The organism is Ochrobactrum sp. EDr1-4 (assembly GCF_049199085.1).
Classification (GTDB): Bacteria; Pseudomonadota; Alphaproteobacteria; order Rhizobiales; family Rhizobiaceae; genus Brucella.
Genome location: NZ_JBLZOF010000003.1, coordinates 413,380 through 432,537 on the forward strand (window position 1 = coordinate 413,380; position 19,158 = coordinate 432,537).

Here is a 19,158-nt window from a genome sequence, read left to right on the forward strand (position 1 = left end):
TGAGTAACTACTTTAAAGTTGCATAAAGTCAAAGCGAGGGCACGATGTATAAGAATATACTGGTCACTACCGATGGTTCAGAGTTTGCGGAACGCGGTCTTGTTCATGGATTTGACACGGCAAAAGCCATGGGCAGCAAAGTGACTGTCCTCACTGTGACTGCACCCTATTCGCTTTCCGGCCTCCCGGGTGGATTTACCGACAGCCCTACCTTCATCGAACGTTATGAAGAAGAGTGGAACGACTTTGCTGACGCGGCTCTCGCACGCGCCCGTGAACTAGCAAATGAAGCAGGTGTTGAAATTCATACATTGCATGTCGTGGCACAGCATCCTGCGACATCGATTATCGAAACCGCCAAAGAACTACGCAACGACCTGATTGTTATGGCGTCACATGGTCGCCGTGGCCTCAAAGGCATGTTGCTTGGCAGTCAGACTTATGAAGTCGTGACGCACAGCAAGGTTCCGGTGCTGGTAGTCCGCTAAAGCATTCCCAACAAAAGTGCGAAGCAGTTTTGTGCGGGATAATGCGCAAAAGAGACAATTAGGCCGTCTGATGCCCAGTGGCGCTTTCAATATCAACGCGGAAGAAAACTGGATCCAGTTTGCGTTGTGTGCCGCCACTGGTAATCGTCTTGGTGTAAGCTGGTTCCCACCACGTTGGCTCATTTGAGAGCATATTCACGATGGCGGCCTTTTCCTGATCCCGCGTAATTTCGCGATAATGACCATTCACGACAACGCTGCGCCATTGCGTTTTTGAGACAATCTGATCGAATAAAATACAGACAGCACTGTTCTTTCGCATGGCCTCAGTTTTCTGACCGTCTGTAGTGAAAGAATAGAGCGCGCCGCCGCTGAACTTAAACCCAAGCGGTACGACATAGGGCCGATTATCAAGCACATAACCCAGCCGACCAATCTCGGTATGCTGGATCATATCGCGGACATCAATTTCAGACATTTCTTTGATCAGCATATCCAGCGTCCCTTATTCATCGAACCTATCGATAGATTACTATGGAGCAGCGATTGCGCTTTGACTGCAATCAAAACATGAAAATCAAACGAACAAGCGCCCTTCTGCAATCTTCACAGCCGTCCCACCAATACGCGCGCCGGTCAGCACTTGTTTAGAAACATCAAGCTCAAGACGAATACGCGAAGGGCGGCCCATCTCCATGCCCTGCTCAATCCACCATTGCGAACTGCCATCCATGGGCTTGTCTTTGGCAAGGATCATGCCCGCAAAAGCAGCAGCAGCAGACCCTGTCGCTGGGTCTTCATAGACATTCGATCCTGTCACAAACATACGTGCGTGATAGTTGCTATCGAACAAGATTGTCTCACGGCAATAGACATAGATCGGCAAGGGCCGGTCGCCGACATGCGGCAGGCTTTCGCTGACATAAACGGGATCAATAGAGACTTTTGCAGCCGCAATCAGGTTATGAACCGGCACGAGCAGATAGGGAGTGCCAGCGCTCCATATCGCTGGAATATGATTTTCAAAACCAATTTCATGCGTACCAAGTCCGATAGCGGCAGCGGCTTCTTCTTTCTCGATTTTAATATCGATCTTTTCTGGCAAGCGTGGCAGATCAAATTCGGCAAAGGCACTGTTCTCACCGAGAATAACCCCGCAACGAACAACGCCGACTTTTTCTTCCAGCGTAACAATCCGGTCGGACTCATCACCTGTCCTGCGATGTCGTGCCAGAGATACAGCGGCACCAACAGTCGGGTGCCCTGCAAAAGGCAGTTCGTAATCAGGTGTAAAAATACGGACCGCCGCTTCGTGCATGGGATTTTCAGGCGGGAAAATGAAGACCGTCTCAGACAGGTTAAACTCGCGCGCTATTGCCTGCATGCGCGCATCGGTCAGACCTTCGCAGTCATGAACGACAGCCAGTGGGTTTCCTGCCAATGCCTTATCGGCAAAAACATCAAAAACCTCATAATACCGGCCGGCACTGGCAGCTTCGGTCATCGTTCACGTCTCCCTCAGATCACAGTCGGCGAATAGCCTTGAGCTGCGAGCATAGCCAATTTATCGGCGCTGTCATCTGTAAGAACCAATCGTTACTGTTGATTATCAAAATGCCAGTCAGCAAACGCCCGCACATAAGGCGGCGTCGCCGGTCCCATTGCCCCAGCCTGTGTGACCGGAATGATTTCTGACAGCTCCGGCTCCGCCTGTTGCGCCAGATTGGTCTCAATCTGCTTCAGCAATTCAGCGGTTGAAAGATCAAAATAATAACGACGAAAAAGCGCAACGCTCCCGTCAGCTGTCACCAGATGCGTCTTTGCTTCCACCTTGGCATCACCAAGCTTTATGCCCGTTTCCTCAAAGACTTCACGAGCCATATTGGTTTCATAATCCGCATGTCCGTCGACAACATCATTGTCATCAATCGAGCCTGCGGGAAAATAAACGCGGCCGGCCACAGCATTGTGTGAACTCATGCGCGCAGCCATCAGATGTCCCTCTGCCGAAACTATGACGCCCACGCCAAAGATGTGCCATGGCCGCACCGTTTGCTTGTCTTTGCGCCAATACATGAGCGTTGCAAAGCTTGTGCGATGAAAACCGGCGGTGAATGAACACCCTTCAAGTCTCGCTTGAGGTGCCAGATAAATTTCACCATCAAACAATGTCGGATTGGCCTGACATTCACCCTGCCAGTTTTCGGCAATGGCTAGGTTGTTCGCCTGCGTGTAATCAAGTGGGCCGGGCAAAACCTGCACATCAACACGGTCAATTTCATAGATCGTGTTTTCTTTTACATTCTGCATGCGCGACCTCAATCTCAAACGATGTTCAGCGTCACGGCCACAGGGCAATGGTCGCTGGCTTTCGGGCGATCCCATCCAGTGCGTGGATAGCGATCCACCTCCTGTCCCGGCGGAAAAACCGTGCGCCATGGCTGACCACGGCGGATAATCTGCGGGATCGCACCACCGTTTTTGTCTGCCAGCGCTGGCGACGCGAGGATGTAATCAAGCTGGCAAAGATGGCGCTCCTGCGGCCCACGCGTATGATAAAGCGTCCAACGATCCATCTCTAGGCGACGTTCCACGAGATTGATAGCAAAGCCATCATTCAACAAAGTATCGAGCGCACTGGCCGCTTCTTTAACCGGCGTGAACTGATAACCGTTCCACTCATCACCCTCGATGATAATCCGCTCACGATAATCATTGAAATCACCGCAAATGAGCCAGCGCTTGTCTGCTGTATTGCCCGAGCCAAACTTCTCTTCAATGATATGGCGAATTGCACGCGTTTCGGCGTGTCTGACAGGTAATGACGCGGTGCGACCATCCATCCCGTTGCGGGAACCGCCCATCGATTTCAGATGTACGACAAACAATGTCAAAGGCTTGCCGTCGATACGCATATCAAGACAAAGACAATCGCGTTTGAAAATGCGGTCATGCGGCTCTAATCCCAGTTCAGCCAGCACCGGCTGATAAAGGTCGAGTTCTTTATAGGTTACATGCGCATGGCTGGTGACTTCCAGCACTTCAATCCGCTGACCATCCCGCGTCGTATCCCGCGCCATGACGGCAACGTCGATGCCACGACTATCGTTACCATCGATTAGATATTTGTTGCGATAGCCCTGCCCGACCATCTTGAAAAGATAGCCATATTCAAAGGCATTGAGTGCAGCGAGATTATCGACTTCTTGCAGGCAAAGCACATCGGCGCGCGTTTCAGCAATAGCCAAAGCCGTCATCTGCCGCGTATCGTCGGTATGGGCAACCGCCCGCGCCTGCTCAAGCAGACGGTATTGCTTTTCATCGCTGATCTCAAAGAGCTTAAGCGAGCGGTCCTGATGCAATTCATTGCGAAAACCGGAAAAATCAAACCGGCGCATCAGATTTTCGACATTAAATGTGGCTATTGTCAACATGCCTGCGCAATTTCGCGACTTGCGCTATAATTAGCAAGTGGTTCTTTTCAGGATTTTACAGCCACATTGGCTTTGTTCGAAAACGTCACCATATAATATTTTTAATCAGGATAACGAAATGCTTGGAAAGATAGGACGCATTACAATTTGCACAGGTCTGTTTGCGGCAAGCCTCGTCGGCAGCGCTGCGGCTGTTGATTTGAATACGCCTTACGTGCCGTCTTTGCGCCCAAGCACACCGCCTGTTGCTGGCGCATTGCCACGCTCCTATCAGCCAAAGGCCGGATCGCCCAAATGCTATGGCGCGGGATGCCGGGACAGCGGCAATTACATCTCGCGCGAAGGCATACCGATCTACAAGAATGGTGATCCGCTTCAGGTGCGACCAGCTGATCGCAGAGCAGTGAAAACAGTCGGCCCAAGCAGCAACCATATTTCATGGTGCTCGAACCAGTACCGCAGCTATCGTACTTCGGATAACACATACCAACCCTTGGCAGGGCCGCGCACGGGCTGCAATTCGCCATTCCAATGAAACAAAAAAGCCGGGCAATGCCCGGCTTCTGAATTTATGCAGCTTCCGATTTGGAATGCGTGCGGATCAAGCGACCAAGTCGCATGATACCTTCATCAATCATTTCATCATTGGCACATGAATAGCTCAGGCGCAGCGTATTCGCGCCCGTACCATCAGCAAAGAATGCCTTACCTGGTACGAAAGCCACCTTCTCGCTTTCGATAGAAGCTGCAAGCAGTGATGCACCATCCATGCCCTTTGGCAGCGTAACCCAGATGAACATGCCGCCTTCAGGCTTGGTCCAGTCTGTGCCTTCCGGCATATACTTGGCCAACGCTTCCAGCATCTTGTCGCGGCGGTGCTTATAAACACCATGCAGCTTTGCGACTTGTGCATCGAAACCTTTTGAGGCTACGCGATGAACAACAATCTGGTTGATCGTCGAAGAATGAAGATCAGCCGCCTGTTTCATCAGAACGAGCTTGCGGATAACCGCCTGCGACGCAACCACATAGCCAACACGCAGACCTGGTGCGAGGGTCTTCGAGAACGAGCCGCAATAGATCGTGCGGGTCTTTTCAATATCACCGCCGTTGCGCTCAATATCGAGCGACAGGATCGGCGCAATGGCTTCGCCATTGTAACGCAGATACTGATAAGCAGCGTCTTCGATGATCGGAATATCGAGCTCATCCGCATCAGCCATAAGCTTCTTGCGGCCTGCGAGATCAACGGTTTCGCCAGTTGGATTGCTGAAATCTGCCGAGAGATAAGCAAACTTTACCTGACCGCCAGCATCTTCCGCATGCTGCTTATAGGAAGCCGGTGTGCGGTTTCCATTGAGCGAGAGAATGTCATAGGTCGGCTCATAGGCATTAAATGCCTGCAACGCACCAAGATAGGTAGGCGCTGTCACGAGTGCCGTATCATTAGGCGAAATGAAAAGCTTGCCGAGATAATCGAGCGCCTGCTGCGAACCGGACGTAATGAAGACATTATCTTCCGTGCAGGGAATGCCGATTTTAGCAAGTTCGCCTACAAGCCATGAGCGCAACGGCTTATAGCCTTCAGATACCGAATATTGTAGAGCTGCATTGGCTTCAGGGCCACCAAAAATATCCTGATAAGCGCTCTGAAATTCAGCATGCGGAAACAATGCCGGGTCCGGAATACCGCCAGCAAAAGAAATAATATCCGGACGCTCCAGCAATTTCAGAAGTTCACGGATTTCCGAAGCGCGCATACGCTTCGAGCGCGTTGCAAATACAGTTTCCCAGTCCAGCACCGGAAATCTCCTCAATATGATGGAGGCAAAGCCTCCTCAAACTCGCCAGATAAAGTTCTAGCGATAGCGCAATTTTTTGCTAACGAGAACACTTTCTTCCATGCTCAGACGGAATAAAGATATTCTGAATTGTTTTGGCTGAACAACGCACAAAACATAAATTCAATCGGCGTTTGGCGATCTTTTCGTGCGCTACGTTTCACACGAATAAAGCTCTATGCATGAAAGGGGCGCAAGAAACGCCCCTTTATTTTCTTCAATCGAAGGGCACTGCAAAATCTGATGAAATTCTGACTCTGGCCGACGCATCGGCCCAAAAATCGTTTTCGATTTTTGGATAGATCGACGCATCTATCTGAAAATTAGAGCGACCTTTGTGCGCCCTAACGGGCGCACGGCGCTCTACCCGAAAATGGTGTTTTGTGAGAACCGGAGCGGAGCGTACATTAAGTACGTGAGCACCGGAAACGAAACAAAATGCCATTTGCAGACGGCCAGAGCCTGAATATCGCAGATTTTTAGTTGCGTGCCTTGTCGACGAGCTTGTTCGCTGCGATCCATGGCATCATGCCGCGGAGCTTTTCGCCAACTTCTTCGATCTGGTGGCTGTCGTTGTTGCGACGGATACCCTTGAAGCGCGCTGCGCCTGCACGGTATTCCTGCATCCAATCGGAAGTGAACTTGCCGGTCTGAATGTCCTTCAGAACGCGCTTCATTTCTTCTTTGGTTTCTGCAGTGATGATGCGTGGGCCAGTGACGTATTCGCCCCACTCAGCAGTGTTGGAGATCGAATAGTTCATGTTGGCAATGCCGCCTTCGTAGATCAGGTCTACGATGAGCTTCATTTCGTGCAAGCACTCGAAGTAAGCCATTTCTGGTGCGTAACCAGCTTCAACCAGAACTTCAAAACCTGTGCGGATAAGTTCAACAACGCCGCCGCAAAGAACAGCCTGCTCACCGAACAGATCGGTTTCGCACTCTTCCTTAAAGGTGGTTTCGATAACGCCCGAACGACCGCCGCCAACGCCCGAAGCGTAGGACAGAGCGAGATCATGTGCGTTGCCCGAAGCATCCTGATGGATAGCTATAAGGCAAGGAACGCCGCCGCCCTTCTGGTATTCGCCGCGAACCGTGTGGCCTGGGCCCTTTGGCGCGATCATGACAACGTCAACGGACTTCTTTGGCTCAATGAGGCCGAAGTGAACGTTGAGGCCGTGTGCGAAAGCAATCGCTGCGCCGTCACGGATGTTGTCCTGAATGTGATCCTTGTAGATGTCAGCCTGAAGTTCATCAGGGGTTGCCATCATGAGGAGATCTCCCCACTTGGCAGCGTCAGCAACATTCATGACTTCAAAGCCATCAGCTTCGGCCTTCTTGACCGTCGCCGAACCTTCACGAAGAGCGATGCGCACATTGGCTGCGCCGGAGTCCTTGAGGTTGAGCGCATGAGCGCGACCCTGGCTACCGTAGCCGACGATAACGACCTTCTTCGACTTGATCAGGTTAACGTCTGCATCACGATCGTAATAAACGCGCATTTCGATATTCCCTTCATTCAGATTATTCTGCGGCATCCTCGTATCCGCAGAAAACTAAGCTCCGTATAGAGCGAAAAACTGCTTTGTAGCGCGCCGGGCGTCCCGGATTACCACTTCGTCAGTCAATTCCAACCGGTCGCCGAGCAGCAACCGGATTTGCATATCCCGAACGACAAGTCCGAAAAATGCACGAAAAGCTTCATCAATATCGTCGAAAGCCAGAAGCTTTGCTTCCTGTCCCATTTCAAGGATCGGCTTAAGACGCTTGGCCATGGCAACCGGACCATTCGAGAGAACGATGTCACCCAATGCTGACTTACCAGAGGCAGAGTGACTGACGGCCAGACGGTTCAGCGCAACGGAAGTGCGCCCCGAGAGAACCAGCAACCAGTCACGAGCAAAATGTTCAAGGCTTGAGAAAAGCGATTCCGCATCCAGCTTCTCGCGTGCCACAGGCACAACGCGAACCTTCGATGCCTGCCAGCGAACCATCGCGGTCAGCAAACCATCGCGATCACCAAACCATTTATAGAGGCTTTCTTTGGAGCAATTTGCAGCACGCGCAATGCTTGCCGTTGTCAAAGCGCGGTCCCCGCCTTCAACAAGAAGGCGCAACGCCTGCTCCAGAACTTCGTTCTGACGCGGCGAGAAAGACGGCTGCTTCTGAGCCTGCAATTCTTCGCTTTTATCAGTCACCGGTTGATCCCTCCAACTTGTACCGTACGGTACGGTTCCGTTTATTAGTCTGAGATATGGTCATCGTCAAGCAGGATTTTTTAAAGCGAATACAGATTTTAGAATTGTGATCCGAACACTGTGTCCGACACTAAAAAGAAGCCAGCAAATTCAAAATGAAAGGGCGCCTTCTGGAATCAATTCCTGAGAAGACGCCCTTAGAGATTTTATAACTGAAACCTCAGATATTCACCTGCGTTCCAATTTCCACAACGCGGCCCGTTGGAATTTGGAAATATTCCGTTGCATCCGATGCCGTCCTAGCGAGCAAGATAAACAGCTTATCCTGCCAAAGCGGCATACCCGAATGCGCCGATGCTTTCAGCCAGCGACGCGACAGGAAGAATGACGTCGTCATGATATCAAATTTCCAGCCAAGCCTACGGCAAAGCCCCAAAGCACGCGGGATGTTCGGCTGCTGCATATAGCCAAACGTCAGCGTCACTTGCATGAAACGCTCATTATATTGCGAAACACGCACACGATCTGCGCTCGAAACCCAAGGCTTTGACGCTGTTACCACCGTCAAGATCACATTGTTCTGATGCAAAACTTTGTAATGCTTGAGGCTATGCATAAGCGCAGTTGGTGCGCTCTTGGGATCACCTGTCAAAAACACGGCCGTGCCGGGAACAATCGTGGGCGGACGTTTGTTCATCTGCTCAACGATCAGATCAAGCGGCACTTCTGCCTTACGTGTTTTCTGGAACAGATGACGCGTACCGCGTACCCACGTCCACATGATAACCACGAGAATTGCAGCAAACAGGATCGACGCCCAACCGCCGTCATGCACCTTGATGATGTTGGCACTGAAAAACAGAAGATCAATAATCAAAAAGCCGACAATAATCGGCAGAGCGCGGCTGACACGCCAGTTCCAGATGCGCGTCATGACGAAATAAAGAAGCCCGGTCGTGACCAGCATATTGCCAGTCACGGCGATACCATAAGCCGAAGCCAGATTGTTCGACTTCTCGAAACCAAGCACCAGAATGATAACGGTTAGACCAAGCAGAAGATTGACGCGTGGAATATAGATCTGCCCATGCAGCTTTTCCGACGTGTGCTGAATTTCCAGACGCGGCAGGATATTGAGCTGCACGGCCTGACGTGCCACCGAAAACGCACCACTGATAACCGCCTGACTGGCAATCACAGTTGCAGCAGTCGCCAACAACACCATCGGCCAAAGCGCAAATTCAGGCATCATCTGGAAGAATGGCAGAGCAGCCGCTTCACCATGCGAAAGCACGAATGCTGCCTGCCCAAAATAATTGAGCAGCAGGCATGGAAACACGATCCAAAGCCATGCGCGAACAATCGGCTTACGGCCAAAATGACCAAGGTCAGCATAAAGCGCCTCAGCGCCCGTCATCGCAAGGAACACTGCGCCAACTGTGATGAAGGCCACACCGGGGCTAACCACCAGAAAACGCAGCGCATAATAAGGATTGAGTGCCGCCATAACGGTCGGGTCATCAAAGATGTGCCATAGCCCGGAAGCGCCGAGCGCCAGAAACCACACCGCCATAACGGGCCCGAATACAATCGCGACCTTGCCCGTTCCATATTTCTGGATTGAAAACAGAACAACAAGGATAACCACCGTAATCGGCACCACAAAGGGCGTCATGTGGGGTGCTACGATCTGCACGCCCTCAACGGCTGACAGTACAGAAATCGCGGGCGTGATCACCGCATCGCCAAAAAACAGCGCTGCACCACAGATACCGGCTGCCAAAATGACGTCAGGCCGCCCCTTCAAGGCAGCCCGCACCAAAGCCATCAGAGAGAGAATGCCGCCTTCGCCGTTATTGTCGGCTCGCAGCACGTAAATCACGTATTTGATAGTAACAACGAGCAAAAGCGCCCAAAAAATTAGCGAAACGACACCGAGAATATCACTTCGCGACAGAATGCCATCCGACGTTGCTGCGTGCAGCGCTTCGCGAAACGCGTAGATCGGACTGGTTCCAATATCGCCGTAAACAACGCCCAATGCCCCAAGCACGAGCATTTTCATGCTGTCTTGCGAATGATCGTTTTCTTCAGAAACTGTGCCGTTTTCAGGAATAACGCCAACAGGCAGCGTGTTTTGAGAACCGGCCTGTGCTTCATCTGCAACTGGCTGGTTCTTATCATTATTCTCGCTGCTCATATGCAGACACCTCACAAGGCCGTAATTTTTAAACCTGCAGGAAAAAAGAAAAAGAGGAAAATCTTCGTCAGCAAAAAACTCTGGCCAGACGTAAAAGTTCCTCGTTCAGTCCGCTAACAACTCGACAGTTCGACGAAAACAAAATTCAGATAACTTAAGCAATCGCCGGGGTACAAATCTTGGACTGCGGAAAACTTCATTTATGCTTCCCTTAATTGATCCTGCATGCCCCCAGCACATAAACATCAGGCGCGCGGTCTATAACTTGTTACGTCCGCGCACAAATGCAGATTTCGCACAGCTTGTTTAGTAGCCATGCATTTTATGCACCACCTATCCCGCCAGCGCAGCAATATAACGACTGACCGTAACCGGCATGCCATACATCAAAGCATCTGCCGTCAGGCCATGACCGATAGATACTTCGCTTAACTGCGGTACACGTTTGACCAGCGCAGGTAGATTTTCAACTGTCAAATCGTGGCCGGCATTGATTGCGAGCCCCAGCTTCGTGGCCGCATCAGCTGCCTTACCGATACGACCAAGCTCGCGCGTTGCAGCAGCAGGATCATCATAGGTCGCGCCATAAGGGCCAGTGTAAAGCTCAATACGATCAGCACCAATCGCTTTAGCCTTATCATAGCCAAGCGGATCAGGGTCAGCAAACAGTGACACACGCATACCATTTGCCTTGAGGAGCTGAACAATCGGAGCCAGAAAATCAGATTTGGTTTCAAAATCCCAACCGTGATCAGACGTTGCCTGCATTGGATCATCTGGAACAAGCGTCACCTGTTCCGGCTGATGCTTGTCAACCAGATCAAGAAATGCCTCTGTCGGAAAACCCTCAATATTGAACTCAGCCTGCGGATATTCATCATCAATGAGTGCGCGAATATCGCCCAGATCGGAAAAACGAATATGGCGCTGATCAGGACGTGGATGCACTGTCAAACCAGCGGCACCCGCTGCAAGCGCTGCTCGCCCAAGGCCTGTAACGCTTGGCCATGGTAGATCACGGCGATTGCGTAACATGGCTATAGCATTGAGATTGACAGACAATTTTGCAGGCATAGAGCATAGCTCCCACAGATAAGGATATGGCTTTATATCCCGCGATAGTAAAAAATGTCAGTGCTTTCCGGTCGCACCCCACAATGAATCGTCAAGAAATATATCACTCAAATATTATCTATCGGAACGCAACTTTTGCCCCCTCAAAAACGTTAAAGCCGACAAAACACATGACGTTTTTAAAGAACAATATTTCCCAATGGAGGTCCTTATGCGCAATGAAGACATTCCTGTCGTCCGTCGCATTCAAACCAATCGTGAAGATGTGTTTGCCTTTGCAATCGAAGGGCATCTTGATGATGCAGCACTCGAAAATCTTTATGGCCTGCTCGATGCAGCCTATGAAGGACATGAAGAGATCGATCTTCTCATTCGTCTGACTGGATACGAAGGCGTCGATTGGGGCTCTGCATTTTCCGAAAGCATGTTGTCGATGCGCGCCAAGTCGCTGCGTCACCTGCGTCGTTACGCGATTGTTGGTGGACCACTATGGATACAAGCCAGCGTCACACTGATGCAGCCATTTCTTTCTATCGAAATGAAGACATTCGAAACGGAAGATGAACCAAAAGCATGGGCATGGCTAAACGCCGAACCCGCTGACTAATAATTATTTGACGATTGTAAGCTGCTCTGCCGCGCGGGTTATGGCTGTATATAGCCAGCGCTCACGTGTGTCACGGAACGCGTAGCTCTCGTCGAACAAAACAACATTGTCCCACTGAGAACCCTGCGCTTTATGCACTGTCAGCGCATAACCATAATCGAAATCATCGAAGCGCTTCTTCGTCTGCCACGGAATTTCAGCGTCCGGGTCTTCAAACTGCGCCTTGAGCAACTTGATCTTGGCAACACCGCGATCTTCATCTTCTGGTGAAACAAGCAGATTAATGCCTGGCTTCACTGTTTCCTTGGATGAGGTCATGACTTTCCAAAGCGAGCCGTTCAACAACCCCTTGGCCGGATCATTGCGCAGGCACACAAGCTTATCGCCTGCCTGCGGATACTCAGCGCTAAAGCCTTTCAGCTCGCGGAGCCGTTGGTTATAGCGCTTGCGTGTGCGATTCGTCCCCACAAGCACCTGATCGGCGGAAAGAACCAAATCCTGATTAACCTCAGACTTGGAAATAATCTTTGCCCGACCTTCATCGCAATAACTCAACTCTCGGCCTTCGCGGACATCCAGCGCCATGCGAATAATCGGGTTGTCACGTGCCTGACGATGAATTTCAGTGAGCAGATAATCCGGCTCGTGTTCAGTAAAGAATCCACCACCCGAAATCGGTGGCAACTGCCCCGGATCACCCAGCACGAGAATAGGCGTGCCAAAAGTCATCAGATCTCGGCCAAGCTGCTCATCGACCATCGAACATTCGTCCACAACAATGAGCGCTGCTTTGGCTACCGGGCTTTGACGATTGAGCGAAAACGTCGGCGCAATCGATGTCTTGCCAGTTGTTTCGTCTTCAATGGCTTCTTCGCCGCGCGGACGATAAATCAGCGAATGCAGCGTGCGGGCATTGTTTGCGCCCTTGGAGCGCAGTACCTGCGCGGCCTTGCCGGTAAATGCCGCAAATTGCACTTCACCATCCACGTGCTCGGCAAAATAGCGCGCAAGTGTGGTTTTACCTGTTCCGGCATAACCAAAAAGCCTGAAGATTGGCGAACGCCCTTCCTTCAGCCATTTTCCAACGGCTTTTAAAGCCTGATCCTGTTCTGGTGAAAACTGCATCCCCTGTTCAGACAGGATTCGGCACTCAAAAACAAGATCAAACCGTGATCAGATATTTTAGCCAACCAGTGCGGCAAATCTCTCGAGATCAACATTGCCACCGCTGACGATCACGCCGACGCGTTTGCCTTTCAGTTCTGGTGCCATTTGCATAGCCCCAGCGAAGCCCAGACAACCAGTCGGTTCAACCACCATCTTCATACGACTGGCGAAGAATTTCATACCCTGCACCAGTTCATCATCGCTGACAGCCAAAATATCCCGAACGGTTTTCTGAATGACCGCAAAAGTCATATCGCCGAGCGCCTGCGTCTGCGCGCCATCTGCCAATGTCTTTGGTACGTCGATGTGAACAATTTTCCCCGAGCGCAATGACTGCTGGCCATCATTGCCGGCTTCTGGCTCAACACCATAAACATCGCATGAGGGCGCAAGCACTTTCGCAGCCAAAGCTGATCCTGCTAGCAGGCCACCACCTCCGAGACAGACGAACAATGCATCGAGTGGCCCAACCTCTTCGATGAGTTCTTTGGTTGCTGTACCCTGCCCCGCAATAATATCAGGATGATTGAACGGCGGAATGAGCGTCAGGCCGCCCTCGTCCGCAAGCTTCTTTGAGAGCGCATCACGATCTTCAGTGTAGCGATTATAAGTGACGACTTTTGCACCATATCCTCGTGTGGCGTCGAGTTTTGCAGCCGGTGCGTCTTCGGGCATGATGATCGTTGCACCAATACCAAGAAGCTTTGCCGATAAGGCAATCGCCTGCGCATGATTGCCAGATGAGAAGGCAAGCACGCCACGCTTCTTCTGCTCATCGGTAAAGCGCGCCAAAGCATTGTAAGCACCGCGAAACTTGAAAGCACCAATGCGCTGAAAATTCTCGCATTTGAAAAAGAACTGTGCCCCCGTTTGGGCGTCAATGGTCGCTGAGGTGAAGACAGGCGTTTTATGCGCATGGCCTTCAATCAATCGGGCTGCTGATACCACATCATCATAGGTAGGAAGCACAGACATCGTTCACCTTTGGAGCATTTATCGGCTTTTGGTGAGAAGAAGTTAGCCCAATAAAAAACCGGCACAATCAAAAAATTGTGCCGGTTTTATTCGATATTGTATCAGTGGTGACTAAGCTTAGAGACCTTGCGGGCCACGGTTCATTGCAGCCACACCAGTGCGACAGATTTCCACCAGACCAAGCGGCTTCATCAGCGAAATGAACTGGTCAATCTTGGCTGTCTTGCCGGTAATCTCGACGATGAAATGCTCGGTCGTGGCATCCACGATTTTTGCATTAAAAGCATCGGTCAGGCGAAGAGTTTCAGCACGTGCCTCGCCCTTTCCTGCCACCTTAATCAGCGCCAATTCACGCTCAATCGGGCGCTCATGGCCGAGTTCAACAGCACGATGGGTCATATCAACCACGCGATGCACCGGAACAATACGCTCCAGCTGATGGCGGATTTGATCAAGCACATTGGGCGTGCCGCGCGTTACGATTGTGATGCGCGACAGATGCTGCTCATGCTCGGTTTCAGAAACCGTCAGGCTTTCAATATTGTAGCCACGTCCTGAAAACAGGCCAATGACGCGGGCTAGAACACCTGGTTCATTATCAACGAGAACCGAAAGCGTATGCGTTTCTGGTGTTTGGGTATCCGCTGCGATGAAATATGCCGAGCCGGATGCTAGATTTTGTGCGTTCATGTTCTTTACTCCGGGTCAGACTAGGGCGCGGCCCTTGGCATCAATTGCATTGGCAACCGCTTCGTCAGTCGCTTCATCAGGCAACAGCATTTCATTATGCGCCTTGCCAGATGGGATCATCGGGAAGCAGTTGGCGAGATTTGCAACACGGCAATCGAAGATGACCGGCTTGTTGATTTCAATCATTTCCATGATTGCATCATCAAGCAAAGCTGGCTTGTCACAACGAATACCATGCGCACCGTAGGCTTCTGCAAGCTTCACGAAATCAGGCATAGCTTCGGTATAAGAATGCGACAGGCGATTGCCATGTAGCAACTGCTGCCACTGGCGAACCATGCCCATATATTGATTGTTCAGAATAAAAATCTTGATCGGCGCATTGTACTGGATGGCCGCCGACATTTCCTGAATGCACATCTGGATCGATGCGTCACCGGCAATATCGATAACCAGCGCATCTGGATGCGCGATCTGCACGCCGAGAGCTGCTGGCAAACCATAGCCCATGGTGCCGAGACCACCGGACGTCATCCAGCGATTTGGCTCTTCAAAATCCATGAACTGTGCAGCCCACATCTGATGCTGGCCAACTTCAGTGGTGATGTAAGTATTACGGTCTTTGGTCAGTTCGTTCAGACGCTGCAATGCATATTGCGGCATGATGACGTCTTTGTTCGGCGCATATGCAAGCGAATTGCGTCCACGCCAGCGGTTGATCTGCTCCCACCATGCGGCCATCGCATTTGCTTCCGGCTTCTTGGAAGCTGCACGGAACTGGCGAACAATATCTTCCAGAACATGGGCAACGTCGCCAATAATCGGAACATCAACGCGTACATTTTTGTTGATCGACGATGGATCAATGTCGATGTGGATTTTGCGCGAATGCGGCGCAAAAGCATTCAGACGACCTGTGATACGGTCGTCAAAACGTGCGCCAACGCACAGCATGACGTCGCAATCATGCATGGTCATATTGGCTTCGTATGTGCCGTGCATACCCAGCATGCCGAGCCAGTTCTTGCCAGATGCAGGATAAGCACCGAGACCCATCAAAGTTGATGTGATCGGGAAGTTGCTGATTTCAACCAGTTCGCGCAGCAGTTTCGTTGCAGCAGGCCCCGAATTGATAACGCCGCCACCGGAATAGATCACCGGCTTCTTTGCGGTCAGCAGCATTTCAACAGCCTGAGCGATCGCATTCTTGTCGCCTTCAATGGTCGGGCGATAGCTGGTGCGCGGCGATGTCTGCGGTGGCGTATAGATGCCGGTCGCAAACTGAATATCTTTCGGAATATCAACCAGAACCGGACCCGGGCGGCCCGTCGAAGCAATATGAAACGCTTCGTGCAGAATGCGCGACAGATCATTTACATCGCGAACCAGCCAATTGTGCTTGGTGCAAGGGCGCGTAATGCCAACGGTATCCGCTTCCTGAAAACCATCAGAACCGATCAGCGATGTTGGAACCTGACCGGAAATGCAAACCAGCGGGATCGAGTCCATCAAGGCGTCCTGCAATGGCGTAACCGCATTGGTTGCACCCGGACCAGACGTAACCAGCATAACGCCAACCTTACCGGTTGCGCGTGCGTAGCCTTCGGCGGCATGGCCTGCGCCCTGCTCGTGGCGAACAAGAATATGTTCAACCTTGTCCTGCTGGAAAAGTTCGTCATAGATCGGCAGCACGGCACCGCCCGGATAGCCGAAAAGATGTTCCACGCCATGATCGATCATGGCCTGAATAACCATTTCCGCGCCGGTCATTTCGCGTTGTCCTGCGGAGATCGTTGCCGCCTCGCTTTTTGCTGCCGTCATCGTCGTCACTTCCCGTCTGCTTTACATATTCAATTTCGTTGGTGTTTAGATAACAAAAAAGGCCCCCGAGGGAGCCTGTCTTTCGCGCATGGGAGCTTTCGCCGGATGGTTACACCATCCTGCCCATGCGCGTACGTACCACAAGAATAAGAGCTGTTCTGTTCATGGTCGGGAGACTAATCAGCGAAAATCGTGCCGTCAACGCGAAAATGCATGAAACGTGATATTTTCTTATATAAAAAAGGCATTCTCGATAAGATTATTGCCCTAACAAGGCTTCCTGCCCCGAAATATATCTTTTCCAGCTATCATCGAGCTGATTTCTGAACCAAGTCGATTGCCGTTTGGCATATTGGCGGGTGGCGATAACCGAAAGCTCAATGGCTTCTTCCCGCGTCATCTCACCGGCAAAAAATGCTGAAATCTCGCGCACGCCGATAGCTTTTAAAGCCGGCAATGCCGGATCTAGGTCCAGTGCCATTATTGCACGAACCTCTTCAAGTGCACCATGATCCCACATCAGATTGAAGCGTTGTGCAATCCGCTCTCCCAACCATTGGCGGTCTGGCAACAAAATGATCTTGCGCGCACGCGCATCGTCGACCAGCGCGGTTCCTGTGTTTTTCTGCCAGTGCAGCAACGACTGTCCGGTTCCTTCAAACACTTCAAGCGCACGCACAATGCGCTGGCTATCGGTCGGGCGTAATGTGGCAGCGATTTCCGGATCACGTTGCGAGAGCATCAAATGCAGCGCTTCCGCGCCCTCCTCGCTCATTTTGTTGCGCCAGTACTCACGCACATCGGCAGGCACCTCCGGCATCTGCGAAAGCCCGCCAAGCAAAGCACGGAAATAGAGCCCCGTCCCGCCAACAAAGATTGGCGTGCGGCCTTTAAGGTCACTGCGCGACAGTAGCGCCTCCACATCTGCAAACCATTTGCCGGTTGAATAGGAAACAGATGGAGCAACATGCCCATAAAGATAATGTTCAGCTTCATGCAACTCATCGGGCTGCGGACGAGCGCTCAGAAGGTCAAGCACGTCATAAACCTGCATGGAATCGGTATTGACGATAAAGCCGCCGGTCTTCTTTGCCAGTTGAAGGGCAAGTGCCGACTTGCCGCTGGCCGTCGGGCCAGCTATCAGGATTGCATCCTTCGCCGCTTCACTCATCGCAGGAAATGCTCCTCATGTACCGATCCGCTTCCCTCATTGCTACACTGATTGCCAATCCAGCCAAAGCACAGCTTGTTCCGTCGCTGGGGATTAAAGCCTCGGCAGCAGTGAATGCAACCGGACTTTACTGGCTGGCCGATGGCATTGCCTGCGACATACCACTTCCCTCGACCATCTCCCCTGCAGAAGCTGAGCAAGCTCTGCGCAATTCTCTTGATGGCGCGCCAGTCGATGTCGTGGTGCAGGAACAGGACAGCCGACGCAAGAAAATTCTGATTGCAGACATGGATTCCACCATGATCCAGCAGGAATGCATCGATGAACTGGCTGAAGAAGCAGGCCTGCGTGAACAGGTCTCGCTCATAACCGCCCGCGCTATGAATGGTGAAATCGAGTTCGAGCCAGCTCTGCGTGAACGCGTGGCTCTTCTCAAAGGTCTGCCGCTTTCGGTTATCGACAAGGTTATCTCAACCCGCATCACACTCATGCCGGGCGGCGTGGAACTGGTTCGGACTATGCGCAAGCACGGCGCTTATACGGCACTCGTATCCGGTGGCTTCACATCGTTCACAAAGCGCGTCGCTGAGATGATCGGTTTTAACGAAGACCGCGCCAACACCCTTTTGCACGACGGAAAACATCTAACCGGCACTGTGTCCGACCCAATTCTCGGCCGTGAAGCCAAGGTCGAAAAGCTAGTAGAAATTGCAGAGCGCCTTGGCCTCACAGCGCAAGATGCAATTGCTGTGGGTGATGGAGCTAATGATCTTGGCATGATCCAGCTTGCCGGAACCGGCGTCGCGCTTCATGCAAAACCTGCGGTCGCAGCACAGGCTAAAGTGCGCATCGACCATGGCGATCTGACCGCCCTCCTTTATATTCAAGGCTATCGCAAATCGGATTTTGTCGAATGATTATTCTGGAAACGCCTCGCCTCGTTATTCGCAACTGGGAAAACCGGGATCGCGAACTGCTTCACGAAATTAACTCAGATGCTGAGGTAATGCGTTTCTTCCCGTCTCGGCTTTCACGCGCAGAATCAGACGCATTGTTTGAGCGTCTGCAAAAAATGATCACAGACACAGGGTTTGGCTTTTACGCTATTGAGGAAAAACAAAGCGGGCAATCGATCGGCTTTGCTGGTCTCGCCCTCACAGATCTTGAACCGTGCCTCCCTGACGGCACAGTGGAAATCGGCTGGCGACTTGCACCGCCCTTCTGGGGCAAAGGTTATATGACCGAGGCAGGAAAAGCACTTCTGGCTTACGCCTTCGACAAGCTTAAACTTCCTGAAGTTGTTTCATTTGCTGTCTTCAATAACGACCGCTCCACATCGGTTATGCAGCGCATCGGAATGGTGCGGGATGAAGCCCGCGACTTCGACCACCCCAAGGTGCCTGACGACATGCCCCACCTCAAACGTCACGTCGTTTATTCCGCAGTAAACCCATCGAAAAACTGAATCAAATTCCGAACCAATTCCGGCAAGAGA

19 protein-coding genes are annotated in these 19,158 nt (G+C 51.6%); 5 read left to right on the top strand and 14 right to left on the bottom strand.

What is annotated here, in order from left to right; all coding sequences use genetic code 11:
* The first annotated feature begins 44 nt into the window (after positions 1-44).
* Entirely contained in the window at positions 45-488 is a 444-nt protein-coding gene (locus ACOZHT_RS13065) for a universal stress protein (RefSeq protein ID WP_421565812.1), read from the top strand.
* A 58-nt stretch (positions 489-546) separates the two neighbouring features.
* Here ACOZHT_RS13065 and ACOZHT_RS13070 read toward each other — a convergent pair whose 3' ends face one another.
* The 4 genes from ACOZHT_RS13070 to ACOZHT_RS13085 form a co-directional block, all read right to left on the bottom strand.
* Entirely contained in the window at positions 547-981 is a 435-nt protein-coding gene (locus tag ACOZHT_RS13070) for a pyridoxamine 5'-phosphate oxidase family protein (protein WP_339513677.1), read from the bottom strand.
* An 84-nt stretch (positions 982-1,065) separates the two neighbouring features.
* Positions 1,066-1,992, bottom strand: coding sequence for a PhzF family phenazine biosynthesis protein (locus ACOZHT_RS13075; RefSeq protein WP_339513675.1), 927 nt, complete (start codon positions 1,990-1,992; stop codon positions 1,066-1,068).
* A gap of 92 nt (positions 1,993-2,084) precedes the next feature.
* On the bottom strand, positions 2,085-2,798 hold the full coding sequence (locus ACOZHT_RS13080; RefSeq protein ID WP_339513674.1) for an NUDIX domain-containing protein: 714 nt from the start codon (positions 2,796-2,798) through the stop codon (positions 2,085-2,087).
* A 14-nt stretch (positions 2,799-2,812) separates the two neighbouring features.
* A complete protein-coding gene (locus ACOZHT_RS13085; RefSeq protein WP_421565813.1) occupies positions 2,813-3,922 on the bottom strand; it encodes an endonuclease/exonuclease/phosphatase family protein in 1,110 nt (369 codons plus the stop codon).
* Between the two features lie 118 nt (positions 3,923-4,040).
* Between ACOZHT_RS13085 and ACOZHT_RS13090 the strand changes: the two genes are divergently transcribed.
* Positions 4,041-4,457: a BA14K family protein gene (locus ACOZHT_RS13090; RefSeq protein WP_339513670.1), complete on the top strand. Its 417-nt coding sequence runs from the start codon at positions 4,041-4,043 to the stop codon at positions 4,455-4,457.
* A gap of 34 nt (positions 4,458-4,491) precedes the next feature.
* Here the strand turns inward: ACOZHT_RS13090 and ACOZHT_RS13095 are convergent, their stop codons facing one another.
* From ACOZHT_RS13095 to ACOZHT_RS13115, 5 genes are all read right to left on the bottom strand, one after another.
* Positions 4,492-5,724 (bottom strand): PLP-dependent aminotransferase family protein, encoded by a 1,233-nt coding sequence (locus ACOZHT_RS13095; protein WP_339513668.1) that lies wholly within the window; start codon positions 5,722-5,724, stop codon positions 4,492-4,494.
* Positions 5,725-6,242: 518 nt separating this feature from the next.
* Positions 6,243-7,262 carry a ketol-acid reductoisomerase gene (gene ilvC, locus ACOZHT_RS13100; RefSeq protein ID WP_007875687.1) on the bottom strand — a complete coding sequence of 340 codons (1,020 nt, stop codon included), beginning with the start codon at positions 7,260-7,262 and terminating at the stop codon, positions 6,243-6,245.
* Positions 7,263-7,316: 54 nt separating this feature from the next.
* Entirely contained in the window at positions 7,317-7,958 is a 642-nt protein-coding gene (locus ACOZHT_RS13105; RefSeq protein WP_250038896.1) for a TetR/AcrR family transcriptional regulator, read from the bottom strand.
* A 220-nt stretch (positions 7,959-8,178) separates the two neighbouring features.
* Positions 8,179-10,023: a potassium transporter Kup gene (locus tag ACOZHT_RS13110; protein WP_339511794.1), complete on the bottom strand. Its 1,845-nt coding sequence runs from the start codon at positions 10,021-10,023 to the stop codon at positions 8,179-8,181.
* 468 nt (positions 10,024-10,491) lie between these two features.
* Complete coding sequence (locus ACOZHT_RS13115; RefSeq protein ID WP_339511757.1) at positions 10,492-11,232, bottom strand: pyridoxine 5'-phosphate synthase; 741 nt, start codon at positions 11,230-11,232, stop codon at positions 10,492-10,494.
* Positions 11,233-11,443: 211 nt separating this feature from the next.
* Between ACOZHT_RS13115 and ACOZHT_RS13120 the strand changes: the two genes are divergently transcribed.
* Positions 11,444-11,839, top strand: coding sequence for an STAS/SEC14 domain-containing protein (locus ACOZHT_RS13120; RefSeq protein ID WP_339511756.1), 396 nt, complete (start codon positions 11,444-11,446; stop codon positions 11,837-11,839).
* Positions 11,840-11,842: 3 nt separating this feature from the next.
* Here ACOZHT_RS13120 and ACOZHT_RS13125 read toward each other — a convergent pair whose 3' ends face one another.
* The 5 genes from ACOZHT_RS13125 to miaA all read right to left on the bottom strand — a co-directional run bounded on the left by ACOZHT_RS13125 (position 11,843) and on the right by miaA (position 17,663).
* On the bottom strand, positions 11,843-12,964 hold the full coding sequence (locus ACOZHT_RS13125; protein ID WP_339511755.1) for an ATP-dependent RecD-like DNA helicase: 1,122 nt from the start codon (positions 12,962-12,964) through the stop codon (positions 11,843-11,845).
* A 57-nt stretch (positions 12,965-13,021) separates the two neighbouring features.
* Positions 13,022-13,981, bottom strand: a complete 960-nt coding sequence (locus tag ACOZHT_RS13130) for a threo-3-hydroxy-L-aspartate ammonia-lyase (protein WP_339511754.1) — start codon at positions 13,979-13,981, stop codon at positions 13,022-13,024.
* Positions 13,982-14,098: 117 nt separating this feature from the next.
* Positions 14,099-14,671, bottom strand: coding sequence for an acetolactate synthase small subunit (ilvN, locus tag ACOZHT_RS13135; protein ID WP_007875697.1), 573 nt, complete (start codon positions 14,669-14,671; stop codon positions 14,099-14,101).
* 15 nt (positions 14,672-14,686) lie between these two features.
* Complete coding sequence (locus ACOZHT_RS13140) at positions 14,687-16,492, bottom strand: acetolactate synthase 3 large subunit (RefSeq protein WP_339511753.1); 1,806 nt, start codon at positions 16,490-16,492, stop codon at positions 14,687-14,689.
* Between the two features lie 259 nt (positions 16,493-16,751).
* On the bottom strand, positions 16,752-17,663 hold the full coding sequence (gene miaA / locus ACOZHT_RS13145) for a tRNA (adenosine(37)-N6)-dimethylallyltransferase MiaA (RefSeq protein ID WP_339511752.1): 912 nt from the start codon (positions 17,661-17,663) through the stop codon (positions 16,752-16,754).
* A 17-nt stretch (positions 17,664-17,680) separates the two neighbouring features.
* Here miaA and serB point away from each other — a divergent pair, with 17 nt between their 5' ends.
* Together serB and ACOZHT_RS13155 are read left to right on the top strand one after the other, a co-directional pair.
* Positions 17,681-18,580, top strand: a complete 900-nt coding sequence (gene serB / locus ACOZHT_RS13150; protein WP_339511751.1) for a phosphoserine phosphatase SerB — start codon at positions 17,681-17,683, stop codon at positions 18,578-18,580.
* On the top strand, positions 18,577-19,128 hold the full coding sequence (locus ACOZHT_RS13155) for a GNAT family N-acetyltransferase (protein ID WP_339511749.1): 552 nt from the start codon (positions 18,577-18,579) through the stop codon (positions 19,126-19,128). Before serB ends, ACOZHT_RS13155 begins: the two co-directional genes overlap by 4 nt.
* Positions 19,129-19,158 lie beyond the last annotated feature (30 nt).